This is a genomic window from Treponema parvum, from assembly GCF_017893965.1.
Classification (GTDB): domain Bacteria; phylum Spirochaetota; class Spirochaetia; order Treponematales; family Treponemataceae; genus Treponema_D; species Treponema_D parvum.
In genome coordinates, this window is sequence record NZ_CP054142.1 from 2,056,082 (window position 1) to 2,076,626 (window position 20,545).

The 20,545-nt window shown below is 44.6% G+C and carries 17 protein-coding genes and 1 pseudogene; 2 read left to right on the top strand and 16 right to left on the bottom strand.

The genetic code is table 11. The annotated features are described in order from the left end of the window. Nucleotides 1-262: 262 nt before the first annotated feature. Both HRQ91_RS11890 and HRQ91_RS09095 read left to right on the top strand, forming a co-directional pair. Nucleotides 263-1,357, top strand: a pseudogene (locus HRQ91_RS11890) (adenine-specific methyltransferase EcoRI family protein); the annotation flags it as partial. Nucleotides 1,358-1,826: 469 nt separating this feature from the next. After that, the gene (locus tag HRQ91_RS09095; protein WP_210119252.1) at nt 1,827-3,953 is read left to right on the top strand and encodes a methyl-accepting chemotaxis protein; all 2,127 of its coding nucleotides are present in this window, start codon (nt 1,827-1,829) and stop codon (nt 3,951-3,953) included. A gap of 114 nt (nt 3,954-4,067) precedes the next feature. On the opposite strand, the gene HRQ91_RS09100 is transcribed toward HRQ91_RS09095, so the two are convergent. The 16 genes from HRQ91_RS09100 to HRQ91_RS09175 form a co-directional block, all read right to left on the bottom strand. Then, nucleotides 4,068-4,451 (bottom strand): DUF6672 family protein, encoded by a 384-nt coding sequence (locus HRQ91_RS09100; RefSeq protein ID WP_210118021.1) that lies wholly within the window; start codon nt 4,449-4,451, stop codon nt 4,068-4,070. A 1-nt stretch (nt 4,452) separates the two neighbouring features. Further along, entirely contained in the window at nt 4,453-5,559 is a 1,107-nt protein-coding gene (locus tag HRQ91_RS09105; protein ID WP_210119253.1) for an ABC transporter permease, read from the bottom strand. Beyond that, a complete protein-coding gene (locus HRQ91_RS09110; protein WP_210119254.1) occupies nt 5,559-6,620 on the bottom strand; it encodes an ABC transporter permease in 1,062 nt (353 codons plus the stop codon). The genes HRQ91_RS09105 and HRQ91_RS09110 overlap by 1 nt, the downstream gene beginning before the upstream one ends. Continuing rightward, nucleotides 6,617-8,242 carry a sugar ABC transporter ATP-binding protein gene (locus HRQ91_RS09115; RefSeq protein WP_210119255.1) on the bottom strand — a complete coding sequence of 542 codons (1,626 nt, stop codon included), beginning with the start codon at nt 8,240-8,242 and terminating at the stop codon, nt 6,617-6,619. Before HRQ91_RS09115 ends, HRQ91_RS09110 begins: the two co-directional genes overlap by 4 nt. A 227-nt stretch (nt 8,243-8,469) precedes the next feature. Beyond that, a complete protein-coding gene (locus tag HRQ91_RS09120) occupies nt 8,470-9,693 on the bottom strand; it encodes a DUF3798 domain-containing protein (protein ID WP_210119256.1) in 1,224 nt (407 codons plus the stop codon). Between the two features lie 31 nt (nt 9,694-9,724). Continuing rightward, nucleotides 9,725-10,951 carry a DUF3798 domain-containing protein gene (locus HRQ91_RS09125; RefSeq protein ID WP_210119257.1) on the bottom strand — a complete coding sequence of 409 codons (1,227 nt, stop codon included), beginning with the start codon at nt 10,949-10,951 and terminating at the stop codon, nt 9,725-9,727. Nucleotides 10,952-11,080: 129 nt separating this feature from the next. Next, entirely contained in the window at nt 11,081-11,827 is a 747-nt protein-coding gene (pflA, locus tag HRQ91_RS09130) for a pyruvate formate-lyase-activating protein (RefSeq protein WP_210119258.1), read from the bottom strand. A 153-nt stretch (nt 11,828-11,980) separates the two neighbouring features. Continuing rightward, on the bottom strand, nt 11,981-14,236 hold the full coding sequence (pflB, locus tag HRQ91_RS09135; protein WP_210119259.1) for a formate C-acetyltransferase: 2,256 nt from the start codon (nt 14,234-14,236) through the stop codon (nt 11,981-11,983). A gap of 228 nt (nt 14,237-14,464) precedes the next feature. Then, nucleotides 14,465-14,785 (bottom strand): BrnA antitoxin family protein, encoded by a 321-nt coding sequence (locus tag HRQ91_RS09140; protein ID WP_210118013.1) that lies wholly within the window; start codon nt 14,783-14,785, stop codon nt 14,465-14,467. After that, nucleotides 14,754-15,035 carry a BrnT family toxin gene (locus HRQ91_RS09145; protein WP_210118012.1) on the bottom strand — a complete coding sequence of 94 codons (282 nt, stop codon included), beginning with the start codon at nt 15,033-15,035 and terminating at the stop codon, nt 14,754-14,756. Before HRQ91_RS09145 ends, HRQ91_RS09140 begins: the two co-directional genes overlap by 32 nt. Before the next feature lie 202 nt (nt 15,036-15,237). Next, nucleotides 15,238-15,510, bottom strand: a complete 273-nt coding sequence (locus HRQ91_RS09150; protein ID WP_210118011.1) for a helix-turn-helix domain-containing protein — start codon at nt 15,508-15,510, stop codon at nt 15,238-15,240. Further along, complete coding sequence (locus HRQ91_RS09155; RefSeq protein WP_210119260.1) at nt 15,497-15,895, bottom strand: type II toxin-antitoxin system RelE/ParE family toxin; 399 nt, start codon at nt 15,893-15,895, stop codon at nt 15,497-15,499. The genes HRQ91_RS09150 and HRQ91_RS09155 overlap by 14 nt, the downstream gene beginning before the upstream one ends. 95 nt (nt 15,896-15,990) lie before the next feature. Beyond that, nucleotides 15,991-16,845 carry an aldo/keto reductase gene (locus tag HRQ91_RS09160; RefSeq protein WP_210119261.1) on the bottom strand — a complete coding sequence of 285 codons (855 nt, stop codon included), beginning with the start codon at nt 16,843-16,845 and terminating at the stop codon, nt 15,991-15,993. 61 nt (nt 16,846-16,906) lie between these two features. After that, nucleotides 16,907-17,518 carry an IMPACT family protein gene (locus HRQ91_RS09165; RefSeq protein WP_210119262.1) on the bottom strand — a complete coding sequence of 204 codons (612 nt, stop codon included), beginning with the start codon at nt 17,516-17,518 and terminating at the stop codon, nt 16,907-16,909. Beyond that, on the bottom strand, nt 17,515-18,537 hold the full coding sequence (locus HRQ91_RS09170) for a glycosyltransferase family protein (RefSeq protein WP_210119263.1): 1,023 nt from the start codon (nt 18,535-18,537) through the stop codon (nt 17,515-17,517). Before HRQ91_RS09170 ends, HRQ91_RS09165 begins: the two co-directional genes overlap by 4 nt. Nucleotides 18,538-18,540: 3 nt before the next feature. Further along, entirely contained in the window at nt 18,541-20,466 is a 1,926-nt protein-coding gene (locus HRQ91_RS09175; protein ID WP_210119264.1) for a DNA topoisomerase IV subunit A, read from the bottom strand. Between the last annotated feature and the right edge of the window lie 79 nt (nt 20,467-20,545).

A 20,545-nucleotide genomic window follows, 5' to 3' on the forward strand; every position in this document is an offset into this window, starting at 1 on the left:
GGCGCAGCCGGAGCAATTCCGGCGACTTTATATGGCGCCCGCGCAAGCGGCAGTTCACATCGGAGTTCCGGAACAATACCCGCGGAATGAAAGGCGCGGGGACTGACACCGAGCGGCAGCTATCGCCGTACAGCCGCCGTTTACAGCCGGACAAAGCGGTTATATAATTAACATATTGACCTGCGGTAATCAACAACTTAGCCGCAGATTCATAGCGAAACTTCAAACGGCAGCGAGGTATTGAACCCTCGCACGAATAAACATGACGAATTTTAGACTGCAAAACGCAAAAAAACAAAAAAACGACGAGTTTTACACGCAGTATTCCGATATCCAAAAGGAAGTTAAAGCATACGTTGAATTTAACGATAAAGTTTTTAAAAATAAAACCGTCTTTCTTCCCTGCGACGATCCCGATCAAAGCAATTTCACAAAATTTTTTGTTCAAAACTTTAAAAAATTCGAATTGAAAAAGCTTATCAGCACATGTTACGCAGGCAGACGCCTTTGCACATCGGCAAACTCCGCTCCTCAGAAATTTTGCGAATCTTCTTCCGTTAAAAATAACGCCGGCGCAATCGGCGCAAAAGGAAAAATGCTCGTAATTGAAAACCGAGAAAAAGAAAACTCAAGTTCCAACGAATGCTCGGAAATTTTCTGCAAGTGGAACCTTGAATCCGTTCATTTAAAATACGGTTATCTTAAGAGCGACGGAGATTTTAGAAGCGATGAAATGAAAAAATTAAGGAATAATTCCGACATAATAGTCACTAACCCTCCGTTCAGCCTGTTCAGAGAATTTCTTGCATGGATTTTTGAGGCTGACAAAAAATTTTTACTCATAGGCAGCATGAATGCAATTACTTACAAAGAAGTTTTTCCGCTGATAAAAGATAATAAACTTTGGCTCGGAGCTACGGGAAACGGTTCCGACATGGTGTTTGCGGTTCCTGAGGGAACGCGTCTTTCAGAAAAAGACAGACAAAAAGCGGCACGTATGGGCTATTCCGGCAACTATACACGGCTCGGAAACTCCTGCTGGTTTACAAATCTCGACCACAGTAAACGCCACAGGCCGTTAAAACTTATGACTATGGAAGAAAATTTACGTTTCAGCCGGCACAGGCGCATAAAAGAAAACGGTTATCCCAAATACGACAATTACGACGCCATCGAAGTGCCTTTTTCCGACGCAATCCCGTCCGACTACAATAAAGACATGGGAGTGCCTATAAGTTTTCTTCATAAATATTGTCCGGAACAATTTGAAATCATAAAATTTCGTAAAGGAAACGATGAAAAGGACTTGACATTCACGATTTTGCCCTCAAAATTAAGCCAGAAGCCAGAAGCCAGAAGCCAGAAGCCAGAAGCCAGAAGCCAGAAGCCAGAAGCCAGAAGCCAGAAGCCAGAAGCCAGAAGCCAGAAGCCAGAAGCCAGAAGCCAGAAGCCAGAAGCCAGAAGCCAGAAGCCAGAAGCCAGAAGCCAGAAGCCAGAAGCCAGAAGCCAGAAGCCAGAAGCCAGAAGCCAGAAGCCAGAAGCCAGAAGCCAGAAGCCAGAAGCCAGAAGCCAGAAGCCAGAAGCCAGAAGCCAGAAGCCAGAAGGATCACTCCGTATTTCAGAATCATCATCAGAAAAAAGACATAAGCCGGAAAACCGGCACCGGCACAGCCTTAAAATTCCTAACGCGGCTTTCGGCAAATACAAAGTGCGGGGCATGTTTCAAAAAACGCGACAAAATCGCTATTGCTTACTATTATGTGGTCATTATCCGAAAATAATAGTAAAATATTTAACATACATAACAAGCAGGAGTTTTACAATTTATGAACAAGACAGCTATATCACGTCACGGAGAAAAGAAAAAACGGCCGCAGTCCCTTGGAAAAAAACTCATAGGCGCGACGATCTTGCTGCTCGTCATCCAATACATCATTCTTTCAGCAAAAGACTGGCAAAGCATTACGAAGTTTTCAAACGACCAAATAAAAATCATTGGAGACCTAAAATATTCTGCCTTCAATAATGAAATCAACACCTATACCCTCATGGGAAACATCATATTAAATAACGTCACTTCGGATAAAAATATAGTCAAGGCTTTTGCCGAGCGCGACAGAAAAACCCTCCTGCAATTAACGGCACCGCTTTTCGTAACTATGAAAGAAAAATACCATGCGCAACAATTTCATTTTCATACGCCGCCTGCAACTTCGTTTTTGCGCGTTCAAAGGCCTTCCAAATTCGGGGACGATCTTTCTTCGTTCCGGGCGACGGTAGTTAAAGCGAATTCCGAAAAAAAGGAAATTCACGGCCTTGAAGCGGGCGTAAGCGATTTGGGGTTCCGCGTAGTCCATCCGGTATTCGCTGAAGACGGCCATCATATAGGCAGCGTAGAATACGGAGGCGCCATTAACGACGACTTTATAAAACAGTTTACGAGCAACTGTACGCCCGAAGTTTTATCGGGAGGTTTGGACGTAAGCGTGTATGCCCTTGCTTTGGACAAAACATATAAGCTCATAGGAACTAATTTTGAAAAAGAAATGGAAAAAGATCCCGATTCCATTCTAAAATCCTTGACAAATGAGGGGCTCATCCGTACGGAAGGCAGTTATGCCGTAGCCTATTATCCGCTCGAAGATTTTTCAGGAGACCGTATCGGTTTTGTAAAGCTGCGCTATTCCATCAAAAACATACAAACGGAAAAAAACATATTCTTCATAAAAACAACCGGAATATTGATATTCATCTTGCTCCTGTTCGTCCTTACTATAACAGGTTTTACGAAGCGTTTTATCATTAAACCTGTAAAAAAGATCATGACCTCATTAAAAGACATTGCAAACGGCGACTTAACGGTCGATCTCCCCGTCAACGGCAACGACGAACTTGCGACGCTGGCAGGGTATTTCGATCAAACGATAAAATCGATAAGCGCTACCATAAAGTCCGTAGAAGAAAATGCAAATAAGATGGGGATTATCGGAGAAAATCTTTCCGCCAACATGACCGAAGCCGCCTCAGGCATAAACCAAATCAACGGAAATATAGATTCCATAAAAGGACAAGTATTATCTCAAAATGAAAACGTCAATGAAACTGCCGCCGCCGTTGAACAAGTTACAAAGAAACTCAGTCAGCAGGATTTAAGGATAGAAATACAGGTTGGCAGCATATCGCGCTCGTCTTCAGCGATTGAACAGATGGTAGCGAACATTGCATCGGTGGCAAAAATGCTTGAAAAAAACAATTCGATCATCAAAACCGTATACGGACAGACTCAAAAAGGCAAGGTAGGCGTACGGGAAATGAACGAAGTCGTAAACCAGATTGCCGAAAAATCCGAATCCCTGCTTGAAGCGAGCCAAGTAATACAAAATATTGCGAACCAAACAAATCTTTTGGCGATGAACGCCGCTATCGAAGCCGCTCACGCCGGCGAAACGGGGAAAGGTTTTGCCGTAGTCGCCGATGAAATTAGAAAACTTGCCGAAGAATCCAACGTACAGGGAAAACAAATAGGAGAAGTCATCGGCGAATCCATAAAAACGATCAAAGATCTGACCGTAGCCGGAAAAAGCGCGGAAGATTCTTTTGTAGAAGTATATGACTCCGTAAATGAAATTTCAAAGCAGGAAGAACTGATCGTTGCGGCGATGAAAGAACAGGACGTGGGAAGTTCCGAAATTTTGTCGGCCATAAAAAGCATGAACGCTGCGACGGCGGAAGTAAGCGAAGGTTCTTCCGAAATGCTAAAGAGCGGCAATCACATCACGGAAAAGATGAAAAACCTTAACGAACTTACGGCGATAATCACTGCGGCGATGAATGAAATGTCGATCGGCGCACAGGAAATAAACAACGCGATACAAGAAGTAAATGAAATGACACAAAACAATAAGACGAGCATTAACACATTGCTGCAAGAAGTAAAAAAATTCAAAGTTTGATTGGAGGATTGCAGCCGCACGCTTAAAGTCGCCGATCCTGTTCTGCGCATGATCCTGCGCAAAACGGAATGCGATCGAAACAATCGTGCGGCAGAGGCGTCGAACGACGAGTTTTTAATATACGGAAAAAGGCTCGACCGCGCCCGAAATTTTATTTACAAGTTTCGGTACGGAAACAAGCACGGCATCCTGCGTAAGCGGAATTTTAAGATTAAACACCTCGTCTACCTGCCCGTCAAAGGAGGCGACGCGGATTTTCAAACGCTGCCCCTTTATGATAAATTTGTCACGGTCTCCCTTCATAAATTCGCTCGGAGGCAGACGATTTATAGAAACCTCCATACCGTTAATCGCTTTATAAGAAGCGTCTTCGGCGTTTTTATTGTCTATCAGCACCGTGTGGGATCGTCCCGTGACAAACATCACAATTCCAAGCAAAACATATCCTGTAATGAGAACCGCCCTTATGATCAGCGTTTTTTTACGCGAAGCCTGCATTTTAATCTTCCTCCGTCGATGCGCGTCTAAGGTTTTCACGCTGTTTTTCGGCATTGCGCCGCGTACGCCATGCATGGATCACAAGCGACAATGCGATAACTCCGTAACCGATAAACTGCCTAAAATATTCGCCGATATTTGCCGAGCCGAACAAATTCTGCCCTGCGCGCGGAACGACAATGTACATCAAATGCAGCAAAAAAACTCCTATAAAACAGTTGGGAATCGTGGCCTTCGCAACCGAAGCTCCGCCTACCAGTATCGCGGCGGCGGCAAAAAAACCCGTCTGATCGTGTGCGTTATATGTGTTCATGTTTCCCATATTCTGTAAAAAAATGATCTGACCTATACATGCCAAAACCGTAGAAATTATGATCGAAACTATCCTTGTCTTTTCGACCGGGATTCCCGCCGAATTGGACACCATTTGATTTTGCCCTACTGCCCTCATGTCGTGGCCGAGCTTTGTTTTCCTAAACCATATGATAAAAAAGCACAGAGCGATTATCACAATGTAGCTTGAAATGGGAATTTTTATTCCGCCGATGTGGAGCATCAAAAGGTTGTCAAGAACTTGACGCACGGGATCAAGGTTCAACGTATTTCTTACGCCGAATCCGCGGGAAAGCGCTATCGCCTTGTTATGCAAGGGAAACAAAAACCCGAAAAGATACAAAACGAAAAACTGATATACCCCGTTAAAAAAGAATCCCAAGATATAGCTGGTAACCATTTCACGACCGCGCGCCCTATTTAAAATAGAGCCGGCAATCCATCCCAAAATTACGGAAATGGGAATTCCTACGAGGGCTGCAAACACAAGTCCCTGTATCCCTGCAATTCTCCAGTCCATCGCAAAAATAAGCCCGATTTGCCCCGCCATGGCTCCCAGCACCATGCCGAAGTTAATACCCATACCGGCCATGATGGGAAGGATCAAAGAAAATACCAAAAAAGCGTTTCTTCCTATGCGCGTTAGTATGTCGTCGATGATAAGCTGTGCGGAAAATCCCGACAGCGGAATAGACACGATAGTGAGCGCCAAAAATATTTCGGCAACCAGATTATCCGCTAAAAAACCTTTAATTTTATCTTTATTCAACTTCATTATCTGGTCGCTCCTGTTTTCCTTGTCAAGGCATACAATATCATGCCGTTTGACAGCACTATTCTTATAACTTCGGACACATCCGTTTGCAGTACGCTGTTGATCACAGACGGCGTGAGTGTGAGAATTCCTTGGAACAAAACCGTACCGATGACAACGTTCAATATGGACGCCTTATTTATCGATGCTCCGCCGATCAAAATGGCAGCTACCGCAGGGAAGGCCATAAAAAGCGGCGCCTGATAAAGTTGAATGAACCCGTAACTCTGCTGATATACGAGAATTCCTATGGCGCCGGTAACCGTCGAAACTATTATGCTTATCGTACGCATTCTGTTTATGTTAATTCCTCCGGCGCGGGCATAGTCCGGGTTTGAACCTACAGCCGTGATCGCGGTTCCTGTTTTACTTCTTATAAAGAGCCACATAAAAAAACTTATGACTGCGCAGAACAAGATCATTCCCGTAGGAAATATGAAAAAGTCGCCTATGTTTATAGCAAGAAAATCATTGAGCTGTTTAACCCAATAACCGTCCAGGGTAATAGTCGTTCTAAGACCTTCGCCGCTATAGCCCCAAACCATATTTTCACTTGTGTACGGAAGAACGAGCCACATTATGGACATAAACATTACCGCCGCAAAACCTACGTACAAAGCTATCGTCATCTCTTCGCCGTGCACACGATTTAAAAGCAAACTGTAAAGCCAGCCGAATAATATGCCGAACGGAAGCGAAACGGCCATAGCGCCGAAAATTCCCGTCCAGCCCGTAAGTCCCAGCTGCATTGCAATAGTAGAACCTAAAAGTCCTGCAATTACCCCCAACGAGAGGCCGAAATTCAACCCCGCGCCTGAAAGGATCATCGGAATCATGGCAAGAGTCAAAAGCTCGTTCTGTCCGAAACGGTTAAAAATGTCCGTCAAAGAAGCGCTCATCGAAACGCCTACAAACGGAGCAGTGATAAAAAGCACTACCAAAAATCCCGCAATGATCATGCGGGGAAGTCCGAACTCGTGCAGCTTTTCTTTTAATGAGGTTTTTAAATTCTCAGAGATCATCCGGCGTCCTCCGTGTTTTTTATTCCGGACATGTATAAAGCGAATTCTTCAGCCTTTTCTCGCGGGGATAAGACGCCCGCTATCTTTCCGCCGGCAACTACGGCAACTCTGTCGCAGACCGAACGTAATTCTTCCAATTCGCTTGAAACCATAACTATGGTAGTTCCGTTTTCCCGGTTATATCGGCGCAGAACGTCAAGAACTACGGCCTTTGCTCCCACGTCGATTCCTCTGGTCGGTTCCGAAACGAACAAGAGTTTGGGTTCCATGCAAAAAGCCTTAACAAGGCAAACTTTCTGCTGGTTTCCGCCGGAAAGTTCCTTTGCCTTTTGTTTTGAAGAAGTGCACTTTATGTCAAGGAGTTTTATATATTCTTGGGCGATTTTTTGCATGGCCTTTTCGTCGCGCAAAGAAAAAAGTCCGCCGAGTATCTTTTTAAGAAACATTCCCCTTACCTGCATCGCCGTAAAAGAGATATTCCAATCAAGGCTTTCGTCAAGCAAAAGTCCCACGCCACGTCGGTCTTCCGAAACAAAGGCAAGTCCGTCGCGTAAAACGGCGTTAGGATCGTTCAATTTTATCTCTTTACCGTCAAAAACAACCTTTCCTCCGGCGGGGAACAATCCCATAATCCCGTTCGGAATGCCGAGTTTACCCTGCCCTGCCAGTCCGCCTATGCCGAAGATTTCTCCGCGTCTTACGCTGAAATTTACATTGCGTACGGTTTCTCCGGGCATGTCCACCCATAAATGTTCAACCGTAAGAATCTTATCGTTTTCGTCAAGCTTTTCCGTTTCAGCGGCGTTAAGCTCGGCGTGTTTTTTTAAGTGTTCATATGTGACGGTACGCCCGACCATCGAAGCGGCGATATCCGAGACATTAGTTTCTGAAACGGGAACGTCCCTCACGGAGCGTCCGTCGCGCAGCGTTACCACACGATCGCAGGTATTTACGACTTCCTGCAAACGATGAGAAATAAGGATGACTGCAATTCCGCTTGCAGCCAATTCTTTTATAGCCTTTAAGAGTATTTCGGATTCGGACTCGGCAAGTACCGCCGTAGGTTCGTCCAGAACCAATATCCGCATCTTTTCCCGATCTATTTCACGCGCAATTTCCGTAAACTGTTTGTGTCCCACAGGCATTTCGGAAACTTTCATTTCAGGCGCGATGGAAACTCCGAGTTTTTTTATGGCGGCGATCGCGTGCGCACGCATACCGGCGCGATCGAGAGTGCTTAAGCGTGAGCCGAAAATATCGACCATAAAATTGGGCTTCGTAAGCTCGCGATTGAGCATAATATTTTCGGTAGTCGTAAATCCGGGAATGAGAGAAAATTCTTGGTGAACCATACCTATTCCGGCGTCCAAAGCGTCAAACGGTGATTTAAAATGCACTTCGGAACCGTTTATTTCAATTTTACCGCCGTAACCGCCCGAGTCACCTATGTGCGGCATTCCGAAAAGGATACTCATCAAAGTAGTCTTACCGGCGCCGTTTTCACCGACAAGACCTAAAATTTCACCCTTGTGAAGATCGAACGAGACATCTTCAAGTACGGTCGTTCCGAAAAAATCTTTTGTTACGCCCTTAAGACGCAATAGGGGGATGTTTTCATTCATTTATAACCTAGCATAACAAAGGACAGCTTTTGTAAGTCAAGAGAAAGATAAAACAAAAGCCGTCCTTTATAATTTTATGAAAACCTTTAAAAACTGCAGTTTTTAAAGGCAACTGCGGCTCTGAGCCGTTAAAATGCGAGTTTTAACTCGCGATAATACAGAAAGTTAAAACTCGTCAAAATCTCGAAAAAATCGCCAAAGGCGTTTTTTCGAGATGCCCTTATATTTTATTTTACAAATTTTATCTTAAAATACTTTTCAGGAACTTCCTGCTGAGTTGTGGGCAGGTAACCTTTTCCGAATACGTAGGTGTCCATGTAAACGAGCATATGATTCTTCGAACGAACGCCCGTGTTCTGGTCTATGTAGTTAGCTCCGTTCCATTTAGCTCCCGGCGTGAACACCGCAAGGCTGTCAAACAGATCTTTGCCGCTCTCAAGTTTCGCCGTGCCTTCGATTATGCGTTTTGCAAATTCTCCGAGCCCTGCGGACGCCGTAAAGCCGTAAGAGTATGCCCATGTGCCGAACCGGCCCGCTCCGTTATTTGCAACCACTACGCTTTCAACTTTTTTAAGAATCGCAGGGAAGTTTCCCGCTTCGGACGAAAGATCTATGCCGAACGCGCCCGGGTATCCCATGAGCGGCGACGGTAAGTCCGCTTCCACGAACATTCCGCCGTATTTGGCTATCTGCTTTAAAAGAGGCTCGGTGTGCGCGTCGTTCGTACAGAAAAACGCCGTTTCTTTGCCGTATTTTTCAACCCACTGCGGAACTTTTTCAAGTATGAACTGCTGTGCGCCTGCAACGCCTACGTCGCTCGTAGGATCGGGAGCGGTTTCAAATACAAACTTAAGCCCCAAATCCGCGCACGCCTGTTCCATGATCTGACGGCGGGTTCCCAACGTCTCGTAAGACATGTGGCGCGGGAACGAAATATGAACGAAAGTCTTTGCGCCCATCTGCTTTGCAGCCCAGATTATCGTATATCCGCGGGAAACAAAGTCCGCGTTTATAGCAAGATCCGCGCTTGATTCGATAACCAGAGGATCCTCGTGCGGCTCTCCTGCGAAACACAAAATATCCGATCTTTTTTCTTTTACGCGCTTAAAAGCTTCCGCAGTGCCCGGAACACCCTGGTTTACGATAATCGCCTTCATAAGAGGATCGTCAGCCAAAGCTACAATCTGAGAGATCGTAGTTTCCTGCTGAGACATAAAGTCGTCAGGATACGTGATGTGCTGTATCATTCCTCCGTCTTTTACGGCGCCGTAGCGTTTTATAAGCTCTTCAGCTCCGCGCAAATCGTCTTCCGACTGTGAAACAGTTCCCGTCAAAATACCTATGTGGAAATTCTTGCCAGAAGAACCTGTAGAGCCGGTGTCTTTTGTACCGGCGGCGAAAATCAACGATGCAGCGCAAAAAAGCGCCGCAAGCCCCATAACTTTTTTCATTTTTTCCTCCAGAAAATCAATAAATATCTTATTAATTTACAAATTTTATCTTAAAATACTTTTCGGGAACTTCCTGCTGCGTTGTAGGCAGGTAGCCCTTTCCGAATACGTAGGTGTCCATGTAAATGAGCATATGATTCTTCGAACGAACGCCCGTGTTCTGGTCTATGTAGTTAGCTCCGTTCCATTTAGCTCCCGGCGTGAACACCGCAAGGCTGTCAAACAGATCTTTGCCGCTCTCAAGTTTCGCCGTGCCTTCGATTATGCGCTTTGCAAATTCTCCGAGCCCCGCAGAGACGGTAAAGCCGTAAGAGTATGCCCACGTGCCGAACCGGCCCGCTCCGTTGTTCGCAACCACTACGCTTTCAACTTTTTTAAGAATCGCAGGGAAGTTTCCCGCTTCGGACGAAAGATCTATACCGAACGCGCCCGGATATCCCATGAGAGGCGACGGTAAGTCCGCTTCCACGAACATTCCGCCGTATTTGGCTATCTGCTTTAAAAGAGGCTCGGTGTGCGCGTCGTTCGTACAGAAAAACGCCGTTTCTTTGCCGTATTTTTCAACCCACTGCGGAACTTTTTCAAGTATGAACTGCTGTGCACCTGCAACGCCTACGTCGCTCGTAGGATCGGGAGCGGTTTCAAATGCAAACGTAATCCCCAAATCCGCGCACGCCTGTTCCATAATCTGACGCCTAGTTCCCAAAGATTCATAAGACATGTGGCGCGGGAACGAAATATGGACGAAACTCTTTGCGCCCATCTGCTTTGCAGCCCAGATTATCGTATATCCGCGGGAAACAAAGTCCGCGTTTATAGCAAGATCCGCGCTTGCTTCTATAACGAGCGGGTCTTCCTGAGGTTCGCCTGCGAAACACAAAATATCCGATCTTTTTGCCTTTACGCGTTTAAAAGCTTCCGCAGTGCCCGGAACAGCCGCGTTCACAATGATCGCCTTCATAAGAGGATCGTCAGCCAAAGCTACAATCTGAGAGATCGTAGTTTCCTGCTGAGACATAAAGTCGTCAGGATATGTTACGTGCTGAATCATTCCTCCGTCTTTTACGGCGCCGTAGCGTTTTATAAGCTCTTCAGCTCCGCGAAGATTGTCTTCCGCCTGTGAAACGGTTTCGGTAACAATACCGATGTGAAAATTTTTAGAAGAAGCGCCGCTTACAGCGGATTCTTTTGTTCCGCCTGAAAATGATAAGGCCAGGGGCAACATAAATATCCCTACCAAAATAAAAACTTTTTTCATTTTTTGCTCCTGTAACTTTTTATAAAAAAAACAAAATACGCCTAATAATTATGACTATCCATAAACAACACGTCAAGATTAATTTTAAAATAATTTAAAAAGAAAGCGCTTTTTTATATAAAAAAACTCTTATTCTTCATATTTTTCAGTCTCAAGGATTTTTTTTGCGTTTTCTACGCGCTCTACGGACGGCGTGGGCGTGTCTTTTAAAGGATAAGGGATTCCCATTTCATCGTATTTTGCCTTACCGAACGAATGATACGGCAAAACTTCAACGCGGCGGACATTTTTAAGAGTGCGGATAAAATCCCGCGTGCGGGTCAAATATTCGTCATTATCGGTAATACCGGGAACAAGCACATGTCTTACCCAGATAGGCTTGCCCGTATCCGACAGATAGCGAAACATGTCCAGAATATTGCCGTTTGAGACTCCTGTAAGTTTTACGTGTTCTTTATCGTCGATGTGTTTTATATCGACCAGAAGAAGGTCGGTGAATTCCATAAGTTTTTTAAATTTTGAAAAAAAAGGTTCCTGCCGGGTAAAAGGCCCGCCGGCGGTGTCTATCACCGTGCTTATATCGTAGCGTTTGGCTTCTTTAAACAGTTCGATAAGAAAATCAATTTCAAGAAGAGGTTCTCCGCCGCTGACGGTAATTCCTCCGTCTTTTCCCCAATAAGGGCGGTAACGCAGGGCGCGCGCGACGAGTTCCTCTGCGGAAATTCTTTGGCCGCCTTCCAAAGACCAAGTGTCCGGATTGTGACAAAATTTACAGCGCATATTGCATCCCTGTACGAAGATCACAAAGCGAACGCCCGGTCCGTCTACGGAACCGAAAGTTTCTATTTGATGTATGTTGCCTTTACAAGTTTCCATGTTATCATAGCGCCGAATTGCGGTTCCATCGCATTGAAGTTTAGCGCCTTAAACTTACAGATATTATTACAAAAAAACAGAGCCGCTGCAAATATTAAAATCACAACGGCTCCGTATCTGAAATTGTCAAAAGTTCGGTCTTACCTTACCGAATCACAAAACGCCGTGAGCGTTACGCGCTATTACGTCAAGTTGCTGCTCTTTTGTCAATTTAATAAACCGTACCGCATAGCCTGATACTCGTATCGTAAAGTTCTGGTATTCTTCCTTTTCGGGATGTTCCATGGCGTCCTTGAGTTTGTCGATACCGAAGACGTTGACGTTAAGGTGATGAGCCCCCTGTTTAAAATATCCGTCCAAAATTTGAACCAGTTTTTCGGAACGTTCCTGATCGTTATGGCCGAGCGCGGACGGATTGATCGTCTGTGTATTCGATATGCCGTCAAGCGCGTATTCGTAAGGCAGTTTGGCAACCGAGTTCAAAGACGCCAAGAGTCCGTTCTTTTCGGCTCCATACGCAGGGTTTGCGCCGGGCGACAGAGGCTCGCCTTTTTTACGTCCGTCGGGCATCGTTCCCGTAGCCTTACCGTAAACCACGTTTGAAGTGATCGTAAGGATGGATGTTGAAGCTACGGAATTGCGATATGTCTTGTACTGTTTGATCTTATTCATAAAGGTCTTTAAAAGCCATACTGCAATGTCGTCCGCACGGTCGTCGTCATTTCCGTAACGCGGGAAATCACCCGTCACTTCAAAGTCCTTTGACAGTCCGGTTTCGCTGTCACGGATAACCTTGACTTTTGCGTATTTTATTGCGGAAAGAGAATCTACGACATGGGAAAAACCCGCTATACCGGTCGCAAACGAGCGATGCACTTTTGAATCCAGCAAAGCCATCTGCGCCGCCTCATAGTAATATTTATCGTGCATGTAATGGATAAGGTTGAGGGTGTTCACATAAAGTCCGGCCAGCCACGTCATCATCGCGTCATATTTGGTAACAACGTCGTCGTAATCAAGATATTCCGATGTTACGGGTGCGTAAGCGGGACCTACTTGAGTGCCCGTAAGAGCGTCTTTTCCTCCGTTGATGGCGTAAAGCAAACATTTTGCAAGATTCGCTCGAGCGCCGAAAAACTGCATCTCCTTTCCCACTTGAGTTGCCGAAACACAGCAGCAGATCGTATAGTCGTCGGTCCAAATGGGACGCATAACGTCGTCATTTTCATACTGAACCGCACTGGTTTTTACGGAAATTTCGGTGGAATATTTTTTAAAGTTTTCAGGCAGATATATCGAATAAAGAACCGTAAGGTTGGGTTCGGGAGCAGGGCCCATGTTTTCAAGCGTGTGCAGGAAGCGGAAATCGTTCTTTGTAACAAGAGGACGTCCGTCCGTTCCCATTCCGCCGACAGTCACCGTAGCCCAAACGGGATCGCCTGAGAACAGTTCGTTATACGATTTTATTCTGGCAAATTTTACACAGCGAAGCTTCATAACAAAATGATCGACCAATTCCTGAGCTTCTTTTTCAGTGATCGTACCGTTTTTAAGATCGCGCTCAATGTATATGTCTAAAAAAGTTGAAATTCGGCCGACACTCATAGCGGCGCCGTTTTGCGTTTTTATTGCGGCAAGGTAACCGAAGTAGAGCCACTGGAAAGCCTCCCGAGCATTTGTCGCGGGCTGCGAAATGTCATAGCCGTATATCTGCGCCATTTCCTTCATGCCGTTAAGAGCTCTTATCTGCTCGGAAATTTCTTCGCGCTTACGGATAACGGCTTCCACCATTGCCAGCTTATCGCTTTTGTGCAGATCAGCCTTTTTTTGTTCTATAAGATAATCAATGCCGTACAAGGCTACGCGGCGGTAGTCCCCTACTATGCGGCCGCGCCCGTAAGTATCAGGAAGACCGGTAATGATCTTATTCTTCCTGGCGGTGCGCATTTCAGGCGTATACGCATCGTAAACGCCGTCGTTGTGTGTTTTGCGGTACTGAGTGAATATCTTATGGAGTTCGGGACTCGGTTTATAGCCGTACATTTCACAGGCTTCTTCCGCCATATGAATTCCGCCGAACGGCATAAAAGCCCTCTTGAGGGGTTTGTCCGTCTGAAGTCCGACGACCTTTTCAAGCTTTTTACCTTCAGCGCAGATGTAACCGGCGGCGTGGGAAGTAAGCGTCGAAGCCACTTCTGTGTCCATGTCGAGAACTCCGCCCTTTTTTATTTCTTCTTTTTGAAGCTTTTTAATTTCGCCCCAAAGCTTATCGGTTGCCTCCGTAGGACCTTCCAAAAAAGATTTATCACCCGTATATATAGTATAGTTCTGCTGAATAAAATCGCGAACATTAACTTCTTGCTTCCAATACCTGCCGGTAAATCCGGCCCATGCTTTATCGTAGGACATGATCCCTCCTGTGTTATTATTGATATATTTAATTAGCTAGGGCTAACGTATATATTCACGTACCAATAATAATATAATTACATTTTTTATACAATGACAAGGAATTTATTTTTAGGCCTAAAATGCGGAGAACTCGTGCAATACGCGCACAAATACGTACGAATGCGGAATTTTTGAAAGCTGTAGGCTTTCTGAGGTGACGCATTTTAAGGAGAGGGAAATCAAATATTAAACTGTCATATAAGGGCAGTTATTTTCAAGTGCCCAACGAAGCGCCTGATTCAGGCGTTTCTGATAACCTTTTCCGCCCTTTTTAAGAGCATCCAGAAGATCCAAATCTATTTTGGTATGAATATCGCCTTTTTTAATCCGAACCCATTCAGGATGAACTTCATACCACGGTTTAAACTGCGACAGCTCCTCTTTTGTCATTTTCGGGCAGTCGGAAAAATCCGTGTTTACAAATGAATCCATTTCTTTCTTTCGTTCTTCACTAATAGGCGGAAGTTTTCTTACATCATCTAAGGTCATAGTTACTGTAGTACTCATCTCTTTCCTCCTTCGTTGCAAACCGTGCAGATATTATTCTTAGATTCTCGTGCCGTTCTGTATATATTACAACGACAACTTTATGTGCCAGTCCTAAAACTTTTGTTCGTTCTTCTTCAGGTGAAGAATTTCCTTCATCATATTTTTCAATTCGTTTGTCGTCCAGAAAAACACGAACAGCTTCATAAAAATCAATCCCGTGTTTCTTTTTGTTTATGGCATTTTTTTTCTCGTCCCACTCGAATGTCATTGTTCATTCCCATGTACATAGTATAATGTACAAATCGGTTCGTCAAGTAGTGTTAAAATTTGCATTTGCGAAGTTATGGAATTTCCGTATAAAAAATCATCGTTTAACTTCGACCGCTGAAATATCAAACCTCACTTTCCATAAATCTTTATCTATCTTCCTTCCGACACAGTGAAAGACCGATAGAAAAACAGACAGAATACTAACTCAGCGAAAAAGACAATCTTTTATCCAATGCGACTGCAACTTTCTGCAAAAACTTAAATGATGGATTATAGTTTCCGCTTTCCAATCGGGCAATATTGGACTGTCGTGTGCCGATTTTTTCGGCAAGCTGCTTCTGTGTCATCTTTTTTTCAGCCCGTGCCTTTATAATCTGTTTTATCAGCTCATATTCAGGCTCAAGAGCGTCATACTCCGCCTTTATTTGCACGTCTTTGAAAAGTTCAGCCTTCAATCTGTCAAAATCGTCCATAACAACTACCCCTTGATTTATAATCTTTCATTCGTGCCAATACGGTTTCAAGTTCCTTTTGCGGAGTCTTGTCCGTCTTTTTCTGTATCGCATGAAGTAGAACAGCCTTTTCCTCTTTCGTTTCCTTATCCTTTACAACAACGAAATAGAAAATCCTGAAAATATTGTTTGATTGTTTTGTCCTAAGTTCCATTAAGCCTGCATATCTGTCGCCCTTAATGAAATCTACATAGGGATAATGTAAATCCGACCCCATTTCTTGAAGGAGCGTTATATCCCGTAAAATTTTAGCAATCTGTTTTTTTTGAAGCGATTGTATAAATTCATTTACAGGATTTTTTCCGCTTTCGGTCTTATAAAATTCTATCTCATATCCAATGACCAAAGTATATCATATTTGATATGTCAGATCAAATGTTTTTTACACTGCACCCGTAAAACAACATGGAATACCATCAAATTCACTGTTTACCTGAAACGTCATACTATATCCAGCGGAATTTTTCGTTTGGGCGGAGGGAATTCCGCGTCTATCATATTTATTTCATCTTCCGTGAGGACAATGTCTCGCATCTTTGCATTTTCCAAGGCGTGCTTTTTATTGCTCGTTCTGGGAATCGCTATCATGTCGGGTTTTGAAAGCACATAAACTAGCATGAGATTGACAACGCTTATATTGCGTGAATCGGCGATTTTTTTTAACACGCGGTTTTCCGTGAGTTCATACTGAAGAGATCCGGCCTGAGCCATAGGACAGTAGGCCATTACAGCCGTATTGTGCTCTCTTAACCACGGATACAGATCGTATTCAATTCCCTTAGAGCCCACATGATACAGCACTTGATCGACGGCACAGTTGTTTCCGTCTTTAATTGAAAACAGTTCTTTCATGTCAGAAAGATCAAGGTTTGAAACGCCCCAGCGTTTTATTTTTCCTTCAGAAACTAATTTTTCCATGCAAAATACGGTCTCCGACAAAGGAATCGAACCTCGCCAGTGCAAAAGATACATGTCAAGGTAGTCGGTGCCGAGTCTTTTAAGAGAATTTTCACAGCTGGTAAAAATATGCGCTTTTCCTGCATTGTGGGGATATACTTTTGAAACTAAAAAAAGTTCAGTGCGGTCAAAGCCCTTTATAGCTTCGCCTACGAGCATTTCCGATTTTCCGGAACCGTACATTTCCGCAGTATCTATGAGCGTAACGCCGTTTTCGATACCTGTGCGGACAGCGTCAATTTCCTTATCTTTAGTCGACGAATTTTCGCCTAAGAACCAAGTTCCCATGCCCAACTTCGATAGCTTCGTGCCGTCCCGCAAAATCACATAATCATTCATGATAAAATATTATAACATATTTTATTTTAATTAAAGCCGAACACGGATGTGCGATCCACATTTAAAATTTTAAAAACTCGACGACAACGGCGCCGCCCGTAATATCAAAAACATGTTTTGCAAAGAGATCGGCTTCGTCTTCTCGGATCCGGCCGTTTATGTTTATGTCCGTTTGAAAAACTTCCGCCAGGTCGTATATGTGAAACGTTGCAAAACAGCGTTTTACCGTGTCATAGAGCTTATAAGGCAGCGCAAACGAAAACTCTTTTTTCAACACAAGCTCTTCGAATGCGTTGAGCTCTCTTGCTTTTTCAAGTACGAGCTTTGCGGAATCGGAATATGCTTTTACAAGGCCGCCCGTACCTAAAAGGGTGCCGCCGAAATATCGCGTTACCGTCAAAAGTATATTCGTACAGCCGCAGTTTTTAAGCACGTCCAACATAGGGCGGCCTGCCGTGCCGGGCGGTTCTCCCGCGTCGCTCATGCCTAGAATTTCAGCCGCAGCGCCTATGACAAAGGCATGGCACACGTGCGACGCGTCATTGTATTTCGTTTTTTGTTCTTTAAGGAGCGACCTCGCCTGAGCCTGAGCGGAACAAGGCAAAAGCTCGGCGATAAAACGCGAATTCTTTACGACGGTTTCAAAAACAACGCGCACCGATAAAACATTCATCCGTTTTTTTCATCAACAGTTGGACTTTCAGACGAATCGGCGCCATGCCTATTCGTGGCGCTGTTGCCAGAATCGGCGCTGCACTTATCCGAGTCGCCGCCCATGTCCACAGCGTCGCTTTCGCCCGAGTCTGCGGCGAGGGGATTTACGGCGTCGCATTTATCCTCAGGGCTTTTAAGCGCCTTATATTCGTTTTTTACGTCAGCTCCCGACACCGCCAAAACTTCCGTATAAAACAGCGGAACCGACATAAACATTCTTACGACGGCCGTATAAGCGGAAACAAAATACACTAATTCCGTTACGGAAAATAAAAAAGCCGGCAATCCTTTTAAATCACGCGGAATCAGAAAGGACAACAAAAATGCGCTTACGGCGACTAAAAGGTATATTCCGCCGGCATAAAGTATAAATCCTGCAAGTTTAAAACATCTGCCTTTAAGCAATGTCGCGCTCGTCTTAAAAACGTCCGCTACTTTGGAATCGGGATTGTCGTAAAGGCATACCCAAACAAAAACAAAGCGTATAAGCAAAACGGCACAAATTATCGTATACACGATAAAAATTATTCCTACAAGGACGGGAAATTTTAGAGTTTGTATATTTTTTTCAAAGTTAAGATTTATTATTAAGGCAAGAATTTGGCAAATGATAAGCGAAGTTATCATTCCCAAAGAAAATAATGATGAAGCGCGCAAAATTCTTTTACGGTCTTTAAAACCGCTGAACAAGAATCCCAGCGTAACGAATTCGCCGCGCAAAATGCGTAAAAGCAATACTTGATATCCGTACTGCAAAAACATAACAAACACAAATCCCATAAAAAGCAAGGCAACCGCCGCGGCTATAGGAAAAACCGCAACGCCGCCTTTGGCAAGCAGCATAATCACGGGCCCCGAAAAAAACGACATAACGAGCGTTTCGAGCACGGACATCAGCAAAAAAGAAAAAAGAGCTTTCCACATGTTCACACGCATGCATGCGTTTAAAACATGTATCATTTGCCTGTATGTTTTCATATTCTACGGCTCTCCTTTTGCCGCTTCAACGTCCACACTGTCGACTTCGCGCGCTTCAATCCTTACGCCTAAAGCCTTGAGCCCTTTTTCGGCATAATCCGAAGCCTTACAGCGTTTTTCCAAAATTTTAACCCGCGGTTTTGCGGTAAAATGAACGGTAAACGAAAAATTTTTACGAGTATCTATGTGAATCACTTCCGTTCCGTCCGGCGCAAAAAAATAGTCCCTGTTCATGATATAGGCTGAAATTCTGCAGCGTTTTATAAAAAGATACTTTGTCTTGGGATCGCGGTACAAGACCGTAAACAAGACGGCGCCGAGAGTTTCCTTGTCCGCAAGCGAACAAAACCACATCTTAGGCCCGACGAACGTTTTTTGGGGAACTTCCATGACGGTGTATATTCCGCTGCCGCGCACAAAAAGCACTCGGTCGTAAGGCGTTACAAGAAGTTTTTCTTCTCCCCCTGAAACGTCGGTCCCCAGATAACCTGTTTTTGCATCGTAACGCAAGGGAATATTGCGCTGAACCACGGATTTTACGTCAACCATGTCTATCGAAGTTACTTCGGTGCGGCGTTTTACGGCTTTTTCATCGAGCTTTGCAAGTATTCCGTCCAAATACGATACCGCATATTCGGTAAGATTTTTAAGCAGTCTGTCTATCTCTTTTATGCGTTCCTTTATCGTCTTAACTTCTTCACGGTTTTTATTTATATCGTACAGCGATATGCGCCTGATAGGAATTTTAAGCAGCCGGTCTACATCGTCATGAGTTACCTCACGTATAAGTTCCGCCTTAAACGGTTTAAATCCGTCGATCACGGCTTTTTCTACGGTTTCTGCGGTTTTCATGGTTTCGATGCGTTTATAGATGCGCTCTTCAACAAAGATGCGCTCAAGCGTGCGGGCGTGAAGCCGGTCGATCATTTCTGCTCTCTCAACTTTCAGTTCGTCATGAAGAATACCCGTAAGCTGCTTTGCGTGATACTCTATAACTTCGGAAACACTCATTACGACCGGCATATTGTCGCGTATTACAAGAAGATTGCATGAAATCGACTGTTCGCATTCGGTAAACGCATAAAGTGCGTCGACGACGTCCTTTGTATACACGCCGCGCGGAAGCTTTATTTCAATATTTACGCTTTCCGCAGTATAATCGTGAATCGAAGCTATTTTTACCTTTCCGCTTTTTACCGCATTTTCTATTGAATTCATAACGCTTTCCGTAGTGCAGCCGCACGGAATTTCCGTTATGCTGATCTTTTTTTCATCTGTCGTGTCCATCTTGGCGCGCATAACGATCTTGCCGTTGCCGTCCCTGTAATCCGAAACGTCCATGAGAGCTCCGGTAGGAAAATCCGGATAAAGGCGAAACTTCTTCCCTAAAAGGCATTTTTTTTCAGCGTCTATGACTTCGCGTATGTTGTGACTCAGTATTTTAGTGCTCATGCCGACGGCGATTCCTTCCGTCCCCATTATGAGGACGAGAGGAAGCTTTGCGCGAAAAACGACGGGCTCTTGGCTGCGGCCGTCGTAGCTCGGCACAAATTGCGTTATTTTAGGACTGTACAAAATATCGCGCGCTATCGGGCGCAGGCGGCATTCTATATAGCGCGGAGCGGAGGCCGAATCTCCGGTATACATGTTTCCGAAATTTCCCTGCTTATCTATAAACAATTCTTTATTTGCAAGGTTCACAAGCGCGGTATATATGGAAGCGTCTCCGTGCGGATGATATTTCATGCATTGCCCGACCACGTTAGCAACTTTGTGATAACGCCCGTCGTCTACTTCAAAAAGCGTATGCACTATCCTGCGCTGAACGGGTTTTAATCCGTCGACAAGGTCGGGGATAGCGCGGTCACGGATAACGTAGCTTGCATACTGAATAAAATTTTCGTCAAAAATATTTTTTACAAAGGCCATAAAAATTTCCTACAAGTCTTTTACCGGCTCATAAGCCGGCAGTTACCTCTAAAAACGGCAGTTTTCAGAGGCTCCCAAG

Coding starts and splice junctions, on each gene's coding strand:
- HRQ91_RS09095 (WP_210119252.1), top strand. CDS start 1,827: ATGAACAAGACAGCTATATCACGTCACGGAGAAAAGAAAAAACGGCCG.
- HRQ91_RS09100 (WP_210118021.1), bottom strand. CDS start 4,451: ATGCAGGCTTCGCGTAAAAAAACGCTGATCATAAGGGCGGTTCTCATT.
- HRQ91_RS09105 (WP_210119253.1), bottom strand. CDS start 5,559: ATGAAGTTGAATAAAGATAAAATTAAAGGTTTTTTAGCGGATAATCTG.
- HRQ91_RS09110 (WP_210119254.1), bottom strand. CDS start 6,620: ATGATCTCTGAGAATTTAAAAACCTCATTAAAAGAAAAGCTGCACGAG.
- HRQ91_RS09115 (WP_210119255.1), bottom strand. CDS start 8,242: ATGAATGAAAACATCCCCCTATTGCGTCTTAAGGGCGTAACAAAAGAT.
- HRQ91_RS09120 (WP_210119256.1), bottom strand. CDS start 9,693: ATGAAAAAAGTTATGGGGCTTGCGGCGCTTTTTTGCGCTGCATCGTTG.
- HRQ91_RS09125 (WP_210119257.1), bottom strand. CDS start 10,951: ATGAAAAAAGTTTTTATTTTGGTAGGGATATTTATGTTGCCCCTGGCC.
- pflA (WP_210119258.1), bottom strand. CDS start 11,827: ATGGAAACTTGTAAAGGCAACATACATCAAATAGAAACTTTCGGTTCC.
- pflB (WP_210119259.1), bottom strand. CDS start 14,236: ATGTCCTACGATAAAGCATGGGCCGGATTTACCGGCAGGTATTGGAAG.
- HRQ91_RS09140 (WP_210118013.1), bottom strand. CDS start 14,785: ATGAGTACTACAGTAACTATGACCTTAGATGATGTAAGAAAACTTCCG.
- HRQ91_RS09145 (WP_210118012.1), bottom strand. CDS start 15,035: ATGACATTCGAGTGGGACGAGAAAAAAAATGCCATAAACAAAAAGAAA.
- HRQ91_RS09150 (WP_210118011.1), bottom strand. CDS start 15,510: ATGGACGATTTTGACAGATTGAAGGCTGAACTTTTCAAAGACGTGCAA.
- HRQ91_RS09160 (WP_210119261.1), bottom strand. CDS start 16,845: ATGAATGATTATGTGATTTTGCGGGACGGCACGAAGCTATCGAAGTTG.
- HRQ91_RS09165 (WP_210119262.1), bottom strand. CDS start 17,518: ATGAATGTTTTATCGGTGCGCGTTGTTTTTGAAACCGTCGTAAAGAAT.
- HRQ91_RS09170 (WP_210119263.1), bottom strand. CDS start 18,537: ATGAAAACATACAGGCAAATGATACATGTTTTAAACGCATGCATGCGT.
- HRQ91_RS09175 (WP_210119264.1), bottom strand. CDS start 20,466: ATGGCCTTTGTAAAAAATATTTTTGACGAAAATTTTATTCAGTATGCA.